At 36.5% G+C, this 16,172-nt stretch carries 12 protein-coding genes and 3 pseudogenes; 13 read left to right on the forward strand and 2 right to left on the reverse strand.

All coding sequences use genetic code 11. The features are described 5' to 3' along the window. Positions 1 to 64 precede the first annotated feature (64 nt). The 11 genes and pseudogenes from BK575_RS07795 (at position 65) to BK575_RS07845 (ending at position 12,151) form a co-directional block, all read left to right on the forward strand. The gene (locus tag BK575_RS07795; protein ID WP_078409872.1) at positions 65 to 1,090 is read left to right on the forward strand and encodes a LacI family DNA-binding transcriptional regulator; all 1,026 of its coding nucleotides are present in this window, start codon (positions 65 to 67) and stop codon (positions 1,088 to 1,090) included. A gap of 142 nt (positions 1,091 to 1,232) precedes the next feature. After that, positions 1,233 to 2,435 carry a 6-phosphofructokinase gene (locus BK575_RS07800; RefSeq protein WP_078409873.1) on the forward strand — a complete coding sequence of 401 codons (1,203 nt, stop codon included), beginning with the start codon at positions 1,233 to 1,235 and terminating at the stop codon, positions 2,433 to 2,435. Between the two features lie 99 nt (positions 2,436 to 2,534). After that, entirely contained in the window at positions 2,535 to 3,188 is a 654-nt protein-coding gene (locus tag BK575_RS07805) for an HAD family hydrolase (RefSeq protein ID WP_078409874.1), read from the forward strand. 107 nt (positions 3,189 to 3,295) lie between these two features. Continuing rightward, positions 3,296 to 3,535 carry an aspartyl-phosphate phosphatase Spo0E family protein gene (locus BK575_RS07810; RefSeq protein ID WP_078409875.1) on the forward strand — a complete coding sequence of 80 codons (240 nt, stop codon included), beginning with the start codon at positions 3,296 to 3,298 and terminating at the stop codon, positions 3,533 to 3,535. A gap of 227 nt (positions 3,536 to 3,762) precedes the next feature. Next, a complete protein-coding gene (locus tag BK575_RS07815; RefSeq protein ID WP_078409876.1) occupies positions 3,763 to 5,007 on the forward strand; it encodes an NADP-dependent malic enzyme in 1,245 nt (414 codons plus the stop codon). Positions 5,008 to 5,146: 139 nt separating this feature from the next. After that, the gene (locus tag BK575_RS07820; protein WP_078409877.1) at positions 5,147 to 6,100 is read left to right on the forward strand and encodes a sugar ABC transporter substrate-binding protein; all 954 of its coding nucleotides are present in this window, start codon (positions 5,147 to 5,149) and stop codon (positions 6,098 to 6,100) included. Between the two features lie 61 nt (positions 6,101 to 6,161). Next, a pseudogene (rpiB, locus tag BK575_RS07825) lies at positions 6,162 to 6,593 on the forward strand (ribose 5-phosphate isomerase B); the annotation flags it as partial. Between the two features lie 367 nt (positions 6,594 to 6,960). Next, a complete protein-coding gene (locus BK575_RS07830; protein WP_078409879.1) occupies positions 6,961 to 7,818 on the forward strand; it encodes a class II fructose-bisphosphate aldolase in 858 nt (285 codons plus the stop codon). A gap of 172 nt (positions 7,819 to 7,990) precedes the next feature. Further along, positions 7,991 to 8,641 carry a ribulose-phosphate 3-epimerase gene (gene rpe / locus BK575_RS07835; RefSeq protein ID WP_078409880.1) on the forward strand — a complete coding sequence of 217 codons (651 nt, stop codon included), beginning with the start codon at positions 7,991 to 7,993 and terminating at the stop codon, positions 8,639 to 8,641. Between the two features lie 715 nt (positions 8,642 to 9,356). Next, on the forward strand, positions 9,357 to 10,961 hold the full coding sequence (locus BK575_RS07840) for a spore germination protein (protein ID WP_078409881.1): 1,605 nt from the start codon (positions 9,357 to 9,359) through the stop codon (positions 10,959 to 10,961). Further along, entirely contained in the window at positions 10,958 to 12,151 is a 1,194-nt protein-coding gene (locus tag BK575_RS07845) for a Ger(x)C family spore germination protein (RefSeq protein ID WP_078409882.1), read from the forward strand. The genes BK575_RS07840 and BK575_RS07845 overlap by 4 nt, the downstream gene beginning before the upstream one ends. Positions 12,152 to 12,317: 166 nt before the next feature. Here the strand turns inward: BK575_RS07845 and BK575_RS07850 are convergent, their stop codons facing one another. Continuing rightward, positions 12,318 to 13,412: a GerAB/ArcD/ProY family transporter gene (locus tag BK575_RS07850; protein WP_078409883.1), complete on the reverse strand. Its 1,095-nt coding sequence runs from the start codon at positions 13,410 to 13,412 to the stop codon at positions 12,318 to 12,320. Positions 13,413 to 14,341: 929 nt separating this feature from the next. Between BK575_RS07850 and BK575_RS07860 the strand changes: the two are divergent. Then, positions 14,342 to 14,866: pseudogene (locus tag BK575_RS07860) on the forward strand (DUF2199 domain-containing protein). 65 nt (positions 14,867 to 14,931) lie between these two features. Continuing rightward, complete coding sequence (locus BK575_RS07865) at positions 14,932 to 15,267, forward strand: CPCC family cysteine-rich protein (protein ID WP_139367991.1); 336 nt, start codon at positions 14,932 to 14,934, stop codon at positions 15,265 to 15,267. A gap of 498 nt (positions 15,268 to 15,765) precedes the next feature. Here the strand turns inward: BK575_RS07865 and BK575_RS29550 are convergent. Further along, positions 15,766 to 16,005, reverse strand: a pseudogene (locus BK575_RS29550) (CoA-transferase); the annotation flags it as partial. Positions 16,006 to 16,172: the final 167 nt, after the last annotated feature.

Here is a 16,172-nt window from a genome sequence, read left to right on the forward strand (position 1 = left end):
TTTCAAATAGAATAATGTGTTTGGGTAACTTTGATTATTTAAAGTTGAGGTGAGGAGGGGGAATGTGACAGTTACCATCTATGATGTTGCAAAAACAGCCGGGGTTTCAATTGCAACTGTTTCCAAGGTTCTTAATAATACAGGGAGAATTAGCGAGAAGACTAGACAAAATGTATTGCGTGTAACGAAGAATTTGAATTATCAACCAAATCTAATGGCTTCCGCACTTATGGGAAAAAAAACAAAGACAATTGGTTTATTGATTCCGGACCTAGCAAACCCATTTTTTTCTGAACTTGCAAGAAACATTGAAGATAGCGCGCAGGAACTGGGATACAATTTAATTATTTGTAGTACAGATTACTTGTCAGAGAAAGAAACCAAATATATATCACTCTTAAGACAAAAAAATGTGGATGGTTTTATTCTAGCCTCTGGATTTGAGGATTTAAAGAAGGTAGAGGATTTAATAAAAGAAGAAATTCCTGTATCAATCGTTGCACGTGATTTTCCAACGGTTCCTGTAAATACAGTGGCAATTGATGACTTTGTGGGTGGATATCGAGCAACTTCATATTTAATAGGTTTGGGTCATGAAAATATCGGAATAATAGCACGCGATGTTTGGAGCAACAGGGAAAGAGTAAGAGGGTATAAACAGGCTTTAGAAGAAAATAATTTAAAAGCACCAAGTTATTTTGAATACGCTCAGGAGTCAAATATAGCTTGGGGGAAAAGAATTACAAAGAAGTATTTGAACAATAATAATGTGCCAACTGCTATCTTTGCATGTAATGATCTACTTACGATTGGAGCAATTCAAGCCGCAAAAGAGAACGGACTTTTAGTTCCAGAGCAATTATCCGTTGTTGGTTTTGATGACACTGCGATTGCCAGTGTTATAGATCCGCCATTAACAACTATTGCTCAGCCTATACAAGTTATGGGTAGGGAAATCATGAAGTTAATGATAGATATGATTGAAAATAAGAAGAAAGACAAAATACGAATTACATTAATGCCTGAATTAATTGAAAGAAAATCTACTGCCAAGATAACAAGAGAAGTGATTCATAGAGGAATTTTTTAGAGTGGAGTGCAGCAAAATTCATTAGAATCTCCAATATTTTTTTACCAATTCATTAAAGCGCTTAACCAAAAAATGCTGCATATGGATTTCCTAGCTATACTTGATCAAATAATTTGAAATTAATAGCGAAAGGAGAATAAAAATGAATGGTCATTGTTTGATAGTTCAATCTGGAGGTCCAACGGCTGTTATTAATAATTCCTTAATTGGAATTGTAGATGAGGCTCTTAAATCATCTTTTACAGGGGAAATTTATGGGGCGGTTGGAGGGTTGCATGGACTACTTAATGGATGCTTTTTAAATTTACATCACTTGTCAACAGAGGAGCGTTATCGTTTACGTTGGACCCCTGGTGCTGCACTTGGATCATGGCGTTACAAGCTAACGTTAAATGATATAGAGAAAATTGTAGAAATATTGAAAAAGGCAGATATTCGATATTTCTTTTTTATTGGTGGAAATGGGTCAATGAATGTAGCACGAATGGTTGATGAACAAGCAAAAAAAATTGGGTATGAATTAAAAGTGATCGGAGTCCCTAAATCAATAGACAATGATTTAATAGGAACGGATCACTCACCGGGATTTGGAAGTGCTGCAAAGTTTTTGGCTACATGTATGCTTGATATTAAGATGGATATGAAAAGTTATATGGCAAGCAATCGTATTACAATTATAGAAACAATGGGGCGTCATGCAGGATGGTTAGCGGGGGCTTGTTCATTGGTAGAAGGTATAAACGATAATTGTGAACATCTAATCTATATTCCAGAAATTCCATTTGATATGAACTCCTTTTTAAAGAAAATGCAATCTTTAAATGACAAAAAGAGAAGTGCCATTGTAGTGGTATCTGAAGGGATTCGTGATGACAAAGGTCAAGTGATTTCAGAAAATAACCTTGATCAAGACATCTTGGGACGTCCAAAGCTTGGTGGGGTTTCATCATACTTAAAAGAAGTCATAGAAGAAGAAACAGGAATGCAAGCCCGATATATTTTGCCAAGTACTTGGCAACGCAGCAGTATGTTATTTGCAGCAGGAACAGATGTGATGGAAGCATATAAAGTTGGACAAAAAGCATGGTGTTTTGCAATGAAAAATTATTCGGGAGTTATGATCGGATTGAAACGGAACAATGAGACAAATGAATATCAAATTTCATATGAAGCAGTATTATTAGAGCAGGTTGCGGGAAAAGAACGATTTGTTCCAAGAGATTGGTATGATCAAGATAAATTTTCAATGTCTACAGAATTTAAAGAGTATGTTCGCCCTATTATTCAGGGGGAAATGGTACTGCCAATGCAGAACGGGCTCCCTGTTTACGGTCATGTTATATAAAAAGGTCGATCATTAAGAATAATATGGCATGCCTATATAAATGATGTTAAACAATTAGATTTGGTTTATATATTATTTAGCGGAAGGAGAGTTGAAATAGTGAAGAAACTAGCCGTCATTTTTGATATGGATGGTGTAATTGTAGATAGCGAGCCAATTTATAGAAGTTTGAATGAGGAGATATTTAAGGAACTGAAGATACAGGTAGACGAGACTACTAAACTTAGTTTTATGGGCGGAACAACTAAACGAAAATGGACGATATTAAAAGAAAAATTTTTATTATCGCAAAGTGTAGAAGAGCTAATTCACTTACAAAACAGTATCTTTTCACAAAAAGGGTGGGATTTTAAACAAATTTTGTTTTCTGAAGCCATTCCCCTTTTAAAATCCCTAAAAGATCAGGGTATTCCTACTGTGTTAGCAACTTCTTCTGACAAGACGAGAGTACAAGCCGTGTTAGACCAATGTGAATTAAGATCGTATTTTAACGAGATTGTATGCGGAGTAGACTTTGAAAGAGGAAAACCTAATCCCGATATTTTTCTCCATGCTGCAGAAAAACTAGGGATTTCAGCGACCAACTGTGTAGTTATAGAAGATTCCTACAATGGTTTAACAGCTGCTAAAAGAGCCAATATGTATTGTATTGGTGTAAGGCATAAACTAATAAACATGGATTTATCGCAGGCAGATAGGATTGTGGATTCCTTATCAGAGGTACAAGTAGCAGAATTAAAGGGGCTCTTTTGAGGCTTTTCATGGTTTTTCTAATAATAAAGGTGCCTGAAACTAATATAGTTGCTTAAAAATGGATCAATTAAGTAGAGTTTAGCATTAATGGGAAAGTGGTGAGGTTCATGATTTTAAAATCTGCTCTAGATATAAGTAATAGCATAGAGGAAGATCGTCAGAATATGTATGAATTAGTAAAGAATAAAGGCATCTCCCATTCGGAAGTTATAAAAATCAGCCAACAATTGGACAGGAAAATTGCTATGTTACAAAAAATAATCTATGAACTTCATCCTTGCCATCAGAAAACTCTCCTTATTCCACATAGGAATTCTAGTGAGGATTGGTCATTAGAATGTGGCTGAAATGGTTAAAATCCAATTTTAATAAATCCCAATAAAGAAGAGTCTGATAAGTTTGATTAGAAAAGGACAGGTTTCAAAATGGGGCTTCTCTCAGAAATCAAAAAGTCCACATTTACCAAAAGAGGAGAATAGGATCAAAATAAAATACAAGTAGCAAGGTTAATCTATCATAAATTTTCTTCCTTTTTTATTGTGATTGAGAAATTTATTAACGGGAGAGAAATTATATGCCAACTTTACGTGAAGAATCATTAAAAATGCATAAAGAAAAGCGAGGAAAGCTTGGTGTTCATTCGAAGGTTCCAGTACAAGATGCAAAAGATTTAAGTCTTGCTTATTCACCTGGTGTTGCAGAGCCTTGTCTGGTCATTCATGAAGATGAAAGTAAAGTGTATGATTACACAATGAAGGGTAATCTTGTTGCTGTTGTCTCTGATGGAACAGCCGTACTTGGTCTTGGAAATATTGGACCGCGTGCAGCTATGCCCGTAATGGAAGGTAAAGCCTTGTTATTCAAATCATTTGCAGATGTCGATTCATTTCCGATTTGTCTGGATACAACCGACCCAGATAAAATTGTGGAGGTGGTCCAATTATTGGAGCCGACTTTTGGTGGAGTGAACCTAGAAGACATTGCTGCACCACAATGTTTTGAAATTGAAGATCGCTTACGAAAGTCTTGCAAGATCCCCATTTTTCATGACGATCAGCACGGGACAGCCATTGTAACGGCTGCTGGGTTAATCAATGCTCTTAAGCTTGCTAACAAGAAAATCGAAGATATTCGCGTTGTGGTAAATGGAGCTGGCGCAGCAGGTGTGGCAATTGTAAAGCTCTTGCTTCATATGAGCGTAAAAGATGTGATCTTATGCGATACAAAAGGGATCATTTATGAAGGGCGTCCTGTTGGAATGAATCCATTCAAAGAAGAAATGGCCCGGATTACCAACGATGAGGACAAAAAAGGGACAGTAGCAGATGCCCTTATGGGAGCTGACGTGTTTGTCGGGGTTTCGGCTGCAGGTGCTGTCACCCAAGAGATGGTTCGTTCTATGAACCAAGATCCTATCATTTTTGCCATGGCCAACCCAATACCCGAAATTATGCCTGAAGAGGCAAAAGAAGCAGGGGCACTGGTGGTAGGGACAGGCAGATCTGATTTTCCAAATCAAGTTAATAACGTACTGGCCTTCCCGGGCATCTTCCGTGGTGCGTTAGACGTTCGGGCAAAAGAAATTAATGAAAAAATGAAACTGGCAGCTGTTTATGCTATTACTGAGTTGATTTCGGAGGAAGACCTTCATGCCGAGTATGTAATTCCGAATCCGTTTGACCGGAGAGTGGCGGCATATGTAGCGGCAGCTGTTGCCAATGCTGCGATGGAAACAGGTGTTTCACAACAGAATGTTAATACAGAAGAAATTAAAGATAGCTTACTGGCGCTCACTGAAGACAAAAAAGTCTTATTATAAAATAGACAACAGTAACGGATATACATCTTTTTCATTAGATTAGTAGTAGAAGTATGTCTAAGGTTTATAGACTTGTTGTATTAGACTCTACTTTTTGCACCAAAACTGTAGAATACAAGGAAGAAGAGGAAGATGAATAATGAAAAAGACATGGATGATTACGACAGTTTGTCTGATTTTTCTTTCTGTCCTAATAGGTTTTGCAGTAAAGTTTCTTAGAGAAGATGATAGGCCTAAGGTTGTTGTGGTTTTGAAATCATTAAATGCAGAATATTGGGAAATATTTGACGAAGGTGTAAAAAAAGGGTTTGAGGATTTTAATATAGATGGCAGAGTACTGGCACCTGATTCTGAATATCGAATCACACAACAGACTAATATATTAAAAGACGTTTTGAAGCAAAATCCAGATGCCCTTATTGTTGCTACAAGCCATCCATCTGCTGTCATTCCTATATTGACGGAATATCATAAAAAACATATTCCTGTGTTGATCGCCGACACAGACGTTGGTTGGAAAGACCAAACGTCTTATATTGGGACCAATAATCCTCTATTAGGAAAAGTAGGGGGAGAGCTATTAGCTTCGATGCTGTATCCCGGAGACCAAGTGGCCCTCATTAGTAATGAATCAGCGAGTGGTAGAGTCGCGAGAGAGCGGATACAAGGCGCAAAAGAAGCCTTAGAAACTGTTGGAATTGAAATTGTTAAGGAACAGCAGAGGGGTGGTGATTTCGGAAATGGAAACTCAGTAATGGAAACTCTTTTACAGAATCATCCTGATATCAAAGGTGTATATGCCACCACTGACAATTTGGCACTAGATGCGTTAAAAGTAATAGAGGAAAAAGGGTTAGAGATTCCCGTTGTTGGAGCGGACGGTGTTACAAAAATGATGGAGTACATTGAAAGTGGAATATTGAACGCTACTGTGGCGCAGAACCCTTATGATATGGGCTATATAAGCGTTGAACAAGCATTAAAAGCCATTAAGGGAGAAAATGTAGAAAAAAGGGTCGATAGTGGGGTTGATATCATAACTGAGGATAATGCTCAGGATAAATTAGAATTTCTAGAAAAAACATTAAATTAGGGGGATTCTAGTTTAAAGATAGTAAACCAGTAAAATAAAGTAGAGGATAGGAGAAAGAAAAATGAAAGTAGCTATTGCATCTGATCATGGTGGCATGAATATTCGTAAAGAAATCATCTCATTGATGGAAGAGATGGATATTGAGTATGTAGATTTAGGTTGTGAGTGTAGCACCTCTGTTGACTATCCAGATTACGCAATTCCAGTAGCTGAGAAGGTAGCAAGTGGTGAAGTAAACCGTGGTATTTTAATTTGCGGAACAGGCATTGGAATGAGCATTGCAGCCAACAAAGTAAAAGGAATTCGCTGTGCACTTGTGCATGATATGTTTAGTGCTAAGGCAACGAGAGAACATAACGATACAAACATATTAGCTATGGGAGAGCGTGTCATTGGTCCGGGATTAGCTCGTGATATTGCAAAAATATGGTTAACAACACCTTTTGAAGGCGGTAGACACGAAGCTCGTGTCAATAAAGTAACAACATATGAAGCGACTCATGAGTTAAATAATGACGTATGCTATGCAAGAAAGGAAAACGGACATGAATCAGGGTCTCGTGAAATAAAAATGAAATTTAATAAGTTTGTCAATAGTTATGAATGCAGTTTGGGAAGAACTAATAGGGTTTATATGCCCTGTTACCCATATATTTTCTAATGAAGAACTAATTAGATCTGAATTAGCTTTACAATCAAGTGTCTTTAAAAAGGTATTAATAAAGTATTGGTGATTGTTATTATAATCTATGTAAAGTCCGTATATAAGTTATACACGACATATATAATTGATTTACATAATGATCCTTACAGGAAATAAAAAGTTTAGATCTACTTTACTTATTAAGGAGGATATTAATATGGCTTTAACTTCAATGAAAGAGATGTTAAACAAGGCGTTAGTAGAAGGGTATGCGGTTGGCCAGTTCAACATCAATAACTTGGAATGGACACAGGCTATTTTAACTGCAGCTCAAGAAGAAAAATCTCCAGTTATCCTCGGTGTATCTGAGGGGGCGGCTCGTTATGTGGGCGGATTTAAAGTCGTAACAGCGATGGTGAAAGCTCTTATCGAGGAAATGAAGATTACTGTTCCTGTCGCCATCCATTTAGACCACGGTTCTAGTTTTGAAAAATGTAAAGCTGCCATTGAAGCTGGGTTTACATCAGTGATGATTGATGCTTCTCACCATCCATTCAAAGAAAATGTGGAAATTACCAAAAAGGTAGTGGAATATGCCCATGAGCGTGGGGTATCTGTTGAAGCTGAGTTGGGTACTGTTGGCGGACAAGAAGATGATGTGATTGCAGAGGGCGTTATCTACGCAGATCCACAAGAATGTGAAGAGTTAGTGAAGCTTACTGGTATTGATTGTTTGGCACCTGCGTTAGGTTCTGTTCATGGACCTTACAAAGGGGAACCGAACTTAGGATTCGAAGAAATGGAACAAATTTGTAAAACAACCGGTTTACCTCTTGTTTTACACGGTGGTACGGGCATCCCAACGGATCAAATTCAAAAGTCCATCTCGTTAGGAACGGCTAAAATCAATGTAAATACAGAAAATCAAATTTCATTTACAAAAGTAGTGCGTGAAGTATTAAATGCAGACTCTGATGTATATGATCCACGCAAATTTATAGGCCCAGGTCGTGAGGCGATTAAAGAAACCGTTATTGGCAAAATTCGTGAATTTGGTTCTTCAAACAAAGCGTAACAGTAACATCTAAAGAACATTCGTTTTTATATGGTGTTCCTTTCAATATTCAGATAAAGGATGGGCATTGATGTCTGTCCTATCTCATTCCTCGGTTTAAGTAACCTCTTCTTATTGTTAGTATGTTCGTTTTACTGAAGGCATGGGATGAAGAAAGTGGAGGTATTAAAAAATGGTTAAAATAGCACCTTCTATCCTGTCTGCGGATTTTGCTAGACTAGCAGATGAAATTAAAGAGGTAGAGGCAGGGGGAGCAGATTATATTCATGTTGATGTGATGGACGGCCACTTTGTGCCGAATATCACCATTGGTCCACTTATCGTAGAAGCGATACGTCCTGTCACAACATTACCGTTAGATGTTCATCTAATGATTGAAAATCCTGATCAATATATTCCTTCATTTGTAAGAGCTGGCGCAGACATTATTTCTGTTCATGTTGAGGCTTGCTCCCATTTACATCGTACCATTCAGTTAATTAAACAACATGGCGCCAAAGCAGGTGTTGTATTAAATCCTGCTACACCGATTGACCAAGTCAAACACATTCTTGATGATATTGATTTAATTCTATTGATGACAGTGAATCCTGGATTTGGCGGGCAAGAGTTTATTAATAGTGTATTGCCAAAAATTGAACAAATTTCACAGATGATTGAAATTCGTGGGTTATCAATTGAAATTGAGGTAGACGGTGGGATTAATGCAGACACGGCTAAATTATGTGTCGAAGCAGGAGCAAATGTACTAGTAGCTGGCTCAGCTATTTATAATCAAGCTGACCGAAAAGCTGCGATTGAAACTATTAAAAGAGCATTATAATAAGAGGGTAACTAAAAAGGGAAGAACAGGAAGTCTTCTTTTTAGTTACCCAAGAAATATCACTAGATTAATAAAATAATTTATTAAAAACGATATCAGAATAAAAAATAAAAAGATTTTATCAATTACATAATAAAGCGCTTTTATTATAGGAAGATGTTTTTTTACATATTTAGAAGATTTAATATATCAATTTATTCTAACGAAAAAAACAATAATCATTAGAGCGTATGTTAATAATCCTTTAGATAAATGGTTTCAATTTTAGACAAAACACAATGAAGTTAGGGGATGGGAAACAGTGGAAAAAGTCGGCTATGCTATTTGTATAAATTGTGGGTGTAATGAATCTTCGATAGAAATTTACCGATGTCCAAGTTGTAGAAAGTGGTGTTGTAGAAAATGTACTCAGGATTTTATAAAAGTTTGTCCCGATGTAGAATGTGGAATAGGAAATCTTGAGCACAGAGGTTACATTCAACCTTTTGACGAGGCAGAGGAGACACTCTTAAGATGAGTGTCTTTTTTGCGTGTTTAGTTTGAGGTTATTGTTCTAGGGTCACTTAAATCGTTTCGTTCAAGTTTAGGTATGATATCTGTGTTTGCCGGCTTGGCCATTTGCTGAAACTCATACGAGGTTGACTGGTGTTTTTTTGATAAGATTTCCATGTATTACAAATACTATTTGAAAGACCATTTTTAGAAGGTGGTAAAGGTGTTCAAATCATTTCGCTTTTCAAGCAAAACTCAATCGGAAAAAGCATCTGTCCAACCAACAGCAGGACAGATTTGTGAGCATCATACAATTAAGAAAAGTATTGAAACAAATATTGCTGCATTAAAGAACCTGCTTGGGAAGAATGATGACGTTGTTTTCAGGGAATTTGAAACGTTTATCGAGAGGCCGACCAAAGTCTTTCTTTGTTACATATCCACACTTTCAAATAGCGAATACATTAACCAGTATGTTGCAAAGCCTTTATTAGAGGCGAATTTTACGAATAATCATAAGTCCGTTTCAACAGAGAATCTGCTTCAAGTTGTAAAAAACCATGTGTTGGATGTTGGAAGTCTGACAGAAGTCTCATCAGTAGACGATGTGTTAACCCACATTTTGTCCGGTCAGGCTGCACTGTTTATTGATGGGTATGATACAGTGCTTACCATCGAAGCACAAGGATTTGAAGCAAGAAATGTCACAGAACCTGACACCGAATCAGTTGTAAGGGGACCACGAGAAGGATTTACTGAAAATATTGAAGTTAATACCGGGTTGATTCGAAGAAAAATTATTAATTCAAATTTAATATTCGAGAAGCTTACACTTGGAAAGCAGACAAAAACGAAGATTCGAATTGCCTATATAGAAGGCATTGCAAATGAGAAAATCGTTGAAGAAGTGAAAAGACGATTACAAAATATCAATATTGATGCCATTTTAGAGTCAGGCTATATCGAACAGTTGATTGAAGACCATCCTAATTCGATTTTTCCTACAGTAGGGAACAGTGAAAAGCCCGATATTATTGCGGCGAAACTATTAGAAGGAAGAGTCGCCATCTTATGTAATGGTACTCCATTTGTGTTGACGGTTCCTCATCTTTTTATTGAGAATTTACAGGTTAGTGAAGATTATTATTCACGTCCGTATTTTGCATCCATGATTAGATTATTAAGGCTTTTGGCCTTATTTCTTACGGTCACGACACCGGCGTTTTATGTAGCGCTTACCAGTTACCATCATGCGATGATTCCCACTGTTTTGTTAACAACTATGGCAGCGTCTGAAGAGCCTGTTCCTTTCCCTGTTTTAGTGGAGACCTTATTAATTGGTACCGCTTTTGAATTGCTGAGGGAAGCAGGAGTTAGATTGCCAAGGCCGGTTGGCTCGGCGATTTCGATTGTGGGTGCCTTAATTATTGGCGAAGGAGCTGTTCAAGCAGGGATTGTCAGTGCTCCGATGGTCATCGCGATGGCATTAACAGGTATTTCTAGTTTTATTACTCCTGCGATTAATGATGCTGTTGTGATATCGAGGCTATTTTTTGTCATACTAGCTGGCGTTCTAGGGTTATACGGTGTTTTAATCGGTTTCTTACTTATTCTTGCTCATATGTGTTCCTTGCGCTCTTTTGGTGCCCCATATTTAGCTCCTCATGCACCAATTATCTTGAGGGAATGGAGAGATACCTTAATAAGGGCTCCGCTTTGGAAAATGAACTTAAGGCCGCAATCGATTAATTGGGATAGATCTGAGCGTCAGGGCTTTAATCAAATGCCGCAGCCCCCAAGGCAGGATAATGGAAGTGAAGAAAGTTGAAACGTGTTGTTTTCTGTATATGCTGCTTATTTCTGTTAGTAGGATGTTGGGATAGAAGAGAGTTAAAAGAACTTGGAATCGTTGTTGCAATTGGAATAGATAAAGATCCAGACACAGGTGATATTGTTTTTACATCGCAAGTATTGAATCCCTCCGCATTAAAACCCGAAGGCGGAGGGACAGAAGCTCCTGTTACATTAATTACGACGAAAGGGGATACCGTTTTTAAAGCGATTCGAAATGCCCAGCAGGAGTTTGATCGCAAAAACTTTTATGCCCATAATAAAGTGGTTGTCATTGGCGAGCACCTGGCAAGAGAAGGGATACTGCCTGTTCTTGATGGAATTACAAGAGGAAGAGAAGCGAGGGGATATGTATGGCTTTGTGTTACAAAAGATCGGCAAGCGAAAGATATACTTGGCGTGAAAAAGCATGGGGTTGAAAATGTACAGGCAAATTACTTAGAGCGTATTCTTGAAAACCAACAATTCAATTTTGACACAACCGTTTTACAGCTAAACGATTATTATAAAAAATCATTAAAGGGCGGTATCCATCCTGTTACCGGAGCATTAGAAATGATGGAAAAATCGAATAGTCCTGTCGAAGAAATGTCGGAGAAAACATCCCAACATGTAAAACTGTCCGGAGGGGCTGTATTTAAAGAAGACAAGTTAGTCGGATTTCTTAGTGAAACAGAAGCACGGGGGTATAATTGGATAGTTGGTGAGGTGAAAAGCGGTGTTCTTTCCCTTCCCTCTTTACTTGAAGAAGAAAAATTAGTTTCCATTGAAATTAGAGAGGCAAGTTCGAAGATCAAGCCTGAAATACAGGGAGATGAGGTTTCCTTTAACATTGAAATTGAATCGTCTGGAGCCCTTGTTGAACAACAAGGTGCAGGAGCTCTTGAAACTAGAAAAGAGCAGCTCGACTACTTAAAACGCTTAGAAAAAGAACTTGAAAAGCTTATCGAACGAGAAGTGGACAACATCATCGAAAAGGCGCAAAAAGAATTAAAAACAGATATTTTTGGTTTTGGAAGTACATTAAATAGAAAAGATCCAAAGAAATGGAATCAAGTAAAGGACCAATGGGAAGACCAATTTCAGAATGCGGGTGTAAAAGTAAGGGTTCATGCAAACATTGACACGCGGGAGCTTTTAAAAGAACCTTTGAAATCAAAAAATTAAGGTAAACTTTTCGATTTATTGAAGAGGCGTTTGATTAGATAAAAAATGGCATAATAGAGGTTTAGCAAGAGGAGGATCACGATGTATAGTGATCCCCCTATGTAAAGGATGCTTGGCACAATCCCTGCTTCGTATAATGTTTGTAAACTTAACATTGTTTTCACCTTTATCTTGTTAGTTGATTCCTTGTTTTACTTTTTAACCAAATCATGATCAGAATTAAAATGGGGATTGCCTGAAAAATGGTAACGATATAAGGTAGCCAGACTTCACCGCCGATCCAGCGTTGAAACGTGATATTTCGAAAATAGATCATAGAATACACCATTAGGCTGATTCCCATCACAATGGCAACCCATTTTTGATTGGCAGATTTAAATAATGTTGTAACCACTAATACGGCACCATAAAAGTTCAGAACGGTTTTGTAAAATCCTCCAATAAACATGATAGTAACCCCAATAATATCGAGATTTGTAAGAATGTCAGCGATATTAATATCAAAGAGGACTCTTAATAGCGGAATTTCCGATTTCGCCGCAAGCTCCGCACCTAATATCATGATGATGATTATATCAGATAGCATAAGCAATACTCCTGTAATGCCGATAACGAGTAAAGAGATTTTACGAACGGATTCTTTCTTATCCATGAAATGCCAATACATAAGGAATACAATGCTCTCTCCAAACGGAAAATTGATGACAGGCAAAACCTCTTTTAAAATGGGTTGTATTCCATTTCCTAAGACAGGAAATAATTCCTTAATCTCAAGTGATCCCGACATACTCGCTACAAGATACGTTGACAGGAGAAAGATGATTAGAACAGGCATCAAAATCTCAGCTGTTCGTGCTATCACTTCCACCCCTAAAATAACCATATAAACCACTGTAAATATAAAAACACCTAGGATGGCGAACTGGGGTGTATCTGTTAGAAACGAAGTACGAATAATTTCGCCAAATTCATAGAAGTTAAAACTGGCGTCCGAAAAAAAATACAAAGCATAAAGGAGAATTAATGGGGTTGCAAGCCATTTTCCTAACAGGCTTTGTAAAATGTCTACAAAATCTTTACCAGGGTATTGTTTTTGAATTTCGGTGTAAATCCACAGTAAACCTAAGCTGATAAGTGTAGCAAATAAAACAGCAATCCAGGCATCTTGTTTGGCCCTTATCCCTAATGCAAATAATGTTGTACTGCCAATTTCATATAATAACATTAATGACAATAATTGACTTTTAGTAATCTGTATCATAGTATTCAACCTGTATTATGTTTGATTGGTAAAGAAGAAATCTTTTTATAAGGCAGTATAGCCATAGAAGTAATATTTCATAAGTGATTCTTTTTGTCCCGAAACCTTTCTAATTTAACCATAATTGAATTTTCCATATTGAATATAAGAAAATGTTTCACAAACTCTCCATACTAATGTTAAAATAAATATTCAATTCTGTTTGAGACTCTTGTTCAATTAAATGGCCTGATTGCGGAGGAAGGTTGTTTAAGGAAAATATTTTCATTATTGGTTAAATACTACGTAAAATAAATGTCATAAACATTGTTACTTTAAGTAGGATAACTTTTTGTTCTGTTTGTAACAAAAACGAACGTTTATGTTACATAGAAAGAGCCTTGAATTCTATGAGATTCAAGTTTTTTTGATTGCTTAGATCGGATGTTATGTAAACCGAAGCTATATAAATCACATATTTTTTATTTCTTGTTAGTTTTCCATTTATTAAATATACGATGAAAAAGGTAAGTAAAACTGGCAGCTATTGAAGAAATAATCAAATTCTTCATACTGAGTAGACCGTAGTCATGATAGTAAGAAACCAGGGCAAAATTATTATGGGATCCGTATAAGGACAACTGGATTATTAACCCAACCTTTTGGCAAAGAGGGAAAAAGAAACAAAACAAAACCATATAAAATATATAATCTTTCATCCTTTTATTCTCCTTATTGATCGTTGTCATTAATTCAAATATATGCGAGGAGAAAGGATTTAATATTTCCGATAATCCTGCATTATGTTGACCTCCCTTGTTTAAGGGAGGTTTTTAAGTTGGTCTTGCTTAAACGAACGGAGGGCGTTAAATAAGAAAAAATATTAATCATTTACTGGGTTTTAGGATTAAAATTGAGAAAGAGTTATTTTTCTTGCGGAGGATTATATAATGAGCAATTATCGAGAAGGTTATTTATGTAGATGTTGCGGAAAGTATCACAATGAACTTCCAATGAGTTATGGAAGTCCTGTTCCTGATTATTGTTACGACATACCATCAGAAGAACAAGAAAGCTAAATAGAGATGAACGAAGATTGGTGCATTATTGACGATAAGTATTTTTTTATTCGTGGATGTATTGAAATTCCCGTAATAGATGAAGAGGGAGCATTTATTTGGGATGTCTGGGTTTCATTAAGCGAAGTGAATTTCGATAAAACCAACGACTATTAGGAAGTGGAAGGAAGAGAACAAGAACTAGAGCCAATGTTTGGATGGTTATCAACCTCCATTCCTTGTTATCCTGAAACAATAAATTTAAAAACGATGGTTCATACTCGTTCCGTTGGAGTACGTCCTTATATCAAGTTAGAACCAACTGAACATCCCTTAGCCATAGAACAAAGAGAAGGTATAACAATAGAGCGTATAAAGCAGATTGCAGAAGAGCTATGTGGTGAAGAGGAACAATAATAACTTTCCTTCTTTCACTAAGAAGAATCCAATTCGGAACACAATAAGAAAGGAAGATGAACTTTTTGAGATATACTTGTCCCTGTTGTGGTTTTAAAACATTAGATGAACCTTTTAGTTATCATATATGTAAAGTTTGTCATTGGGAAGATGACCCTACACAACTTGAATATCCAGCATTAGATTTAGGTCCAAATGATGGCAGCTTATGTGAAGGGCAAGCTAAAATTTTAAGAACCATACCAATTACAATTAAAGATTACGAGGATTTTTCAAGAGATGATGAATGGAGACCACTTCATTCTGATGAATGTATTAAACCTTCTAAACCTCATAAAACTGGAATGGATTATTTTAATCTTATTGGTGAAGAGCAGTTTAAATACTATTGGAAAAAGTAAGGAAGCTTGTTTCACGAACGGAGGCTTTAATGCAACAAGCATATATTCTAAATAAGGATTTATATACAAGATTCTATGCATAACTTGTATATAAATCCTTATTTTCTATACAAAAAATATACTGCCATAAATAACATCTCTTAATTGCCAAATACATTTATAAAATGAATAAAAATGTATCGAATATATAACTGGACTTCTTTTAAATTCAGTTCGTTTATGCTTTTTTAGATCATCAAAATAAATAAACCATAGGTTAAAAAGCACCAAAAGATAAAAAATGAAGTCAATGCATTCTATAAAGGAAAAGAAGGATAGAGGCATTTTGATACATCTTTAGTCATCATCTAGATCATCTACCAATCGTATGTTCGTAGAAAATTATATCATTGTAGAGTTTAATTACCACAAATTAATTAGCTATAATGAACGTAACTTAAGTAGCAATACGATCTTAAATGGAATAGGAAATCGACAAGGTACCATGTAACAATCAATTTAATAACCTATTGCCGCCCAAATTCTTATCATAGTGGGGTTTTTATCGATATAAACCAAGAAGTTTGGAGTTGGGCGGAAAAGAGGAGGAGGTGAAGGTAAATCCGTAATCAATCGATGCACCACTCCTTGACCGGTTAAAGGAAGTGAACATTCTTTTTTTATCTTAGACTCTCCATGCTTGTTTACATGTTCCATGATGATGATGACCCGTTTGGCTCCATGAACCAGGTCTATAGCTTCAGGTGCATTGGGGAATTCATCGAGACCTTAAAAGACTGATCCAACTTGATGATACCGATTTCAAAAGATGGCTATACCTCTTACACTTGGAATGCACCCAATGAATCTGGAGGAAAACGAATAATATGATTTGATTTGATTAAGATTAGCAAAAGGAAATCAAT

The sequence above is a fragment of the Priestia abyssalis genome, from assembly GCF_002019595.1.
In the GTDB taxonomy this organism is placed as follows: Bacteria; Bacillota; Bacilli; order Bacillales; family Bacillaceae_H; genus Bacillus_BA; species Bacillus_BA abyssalis.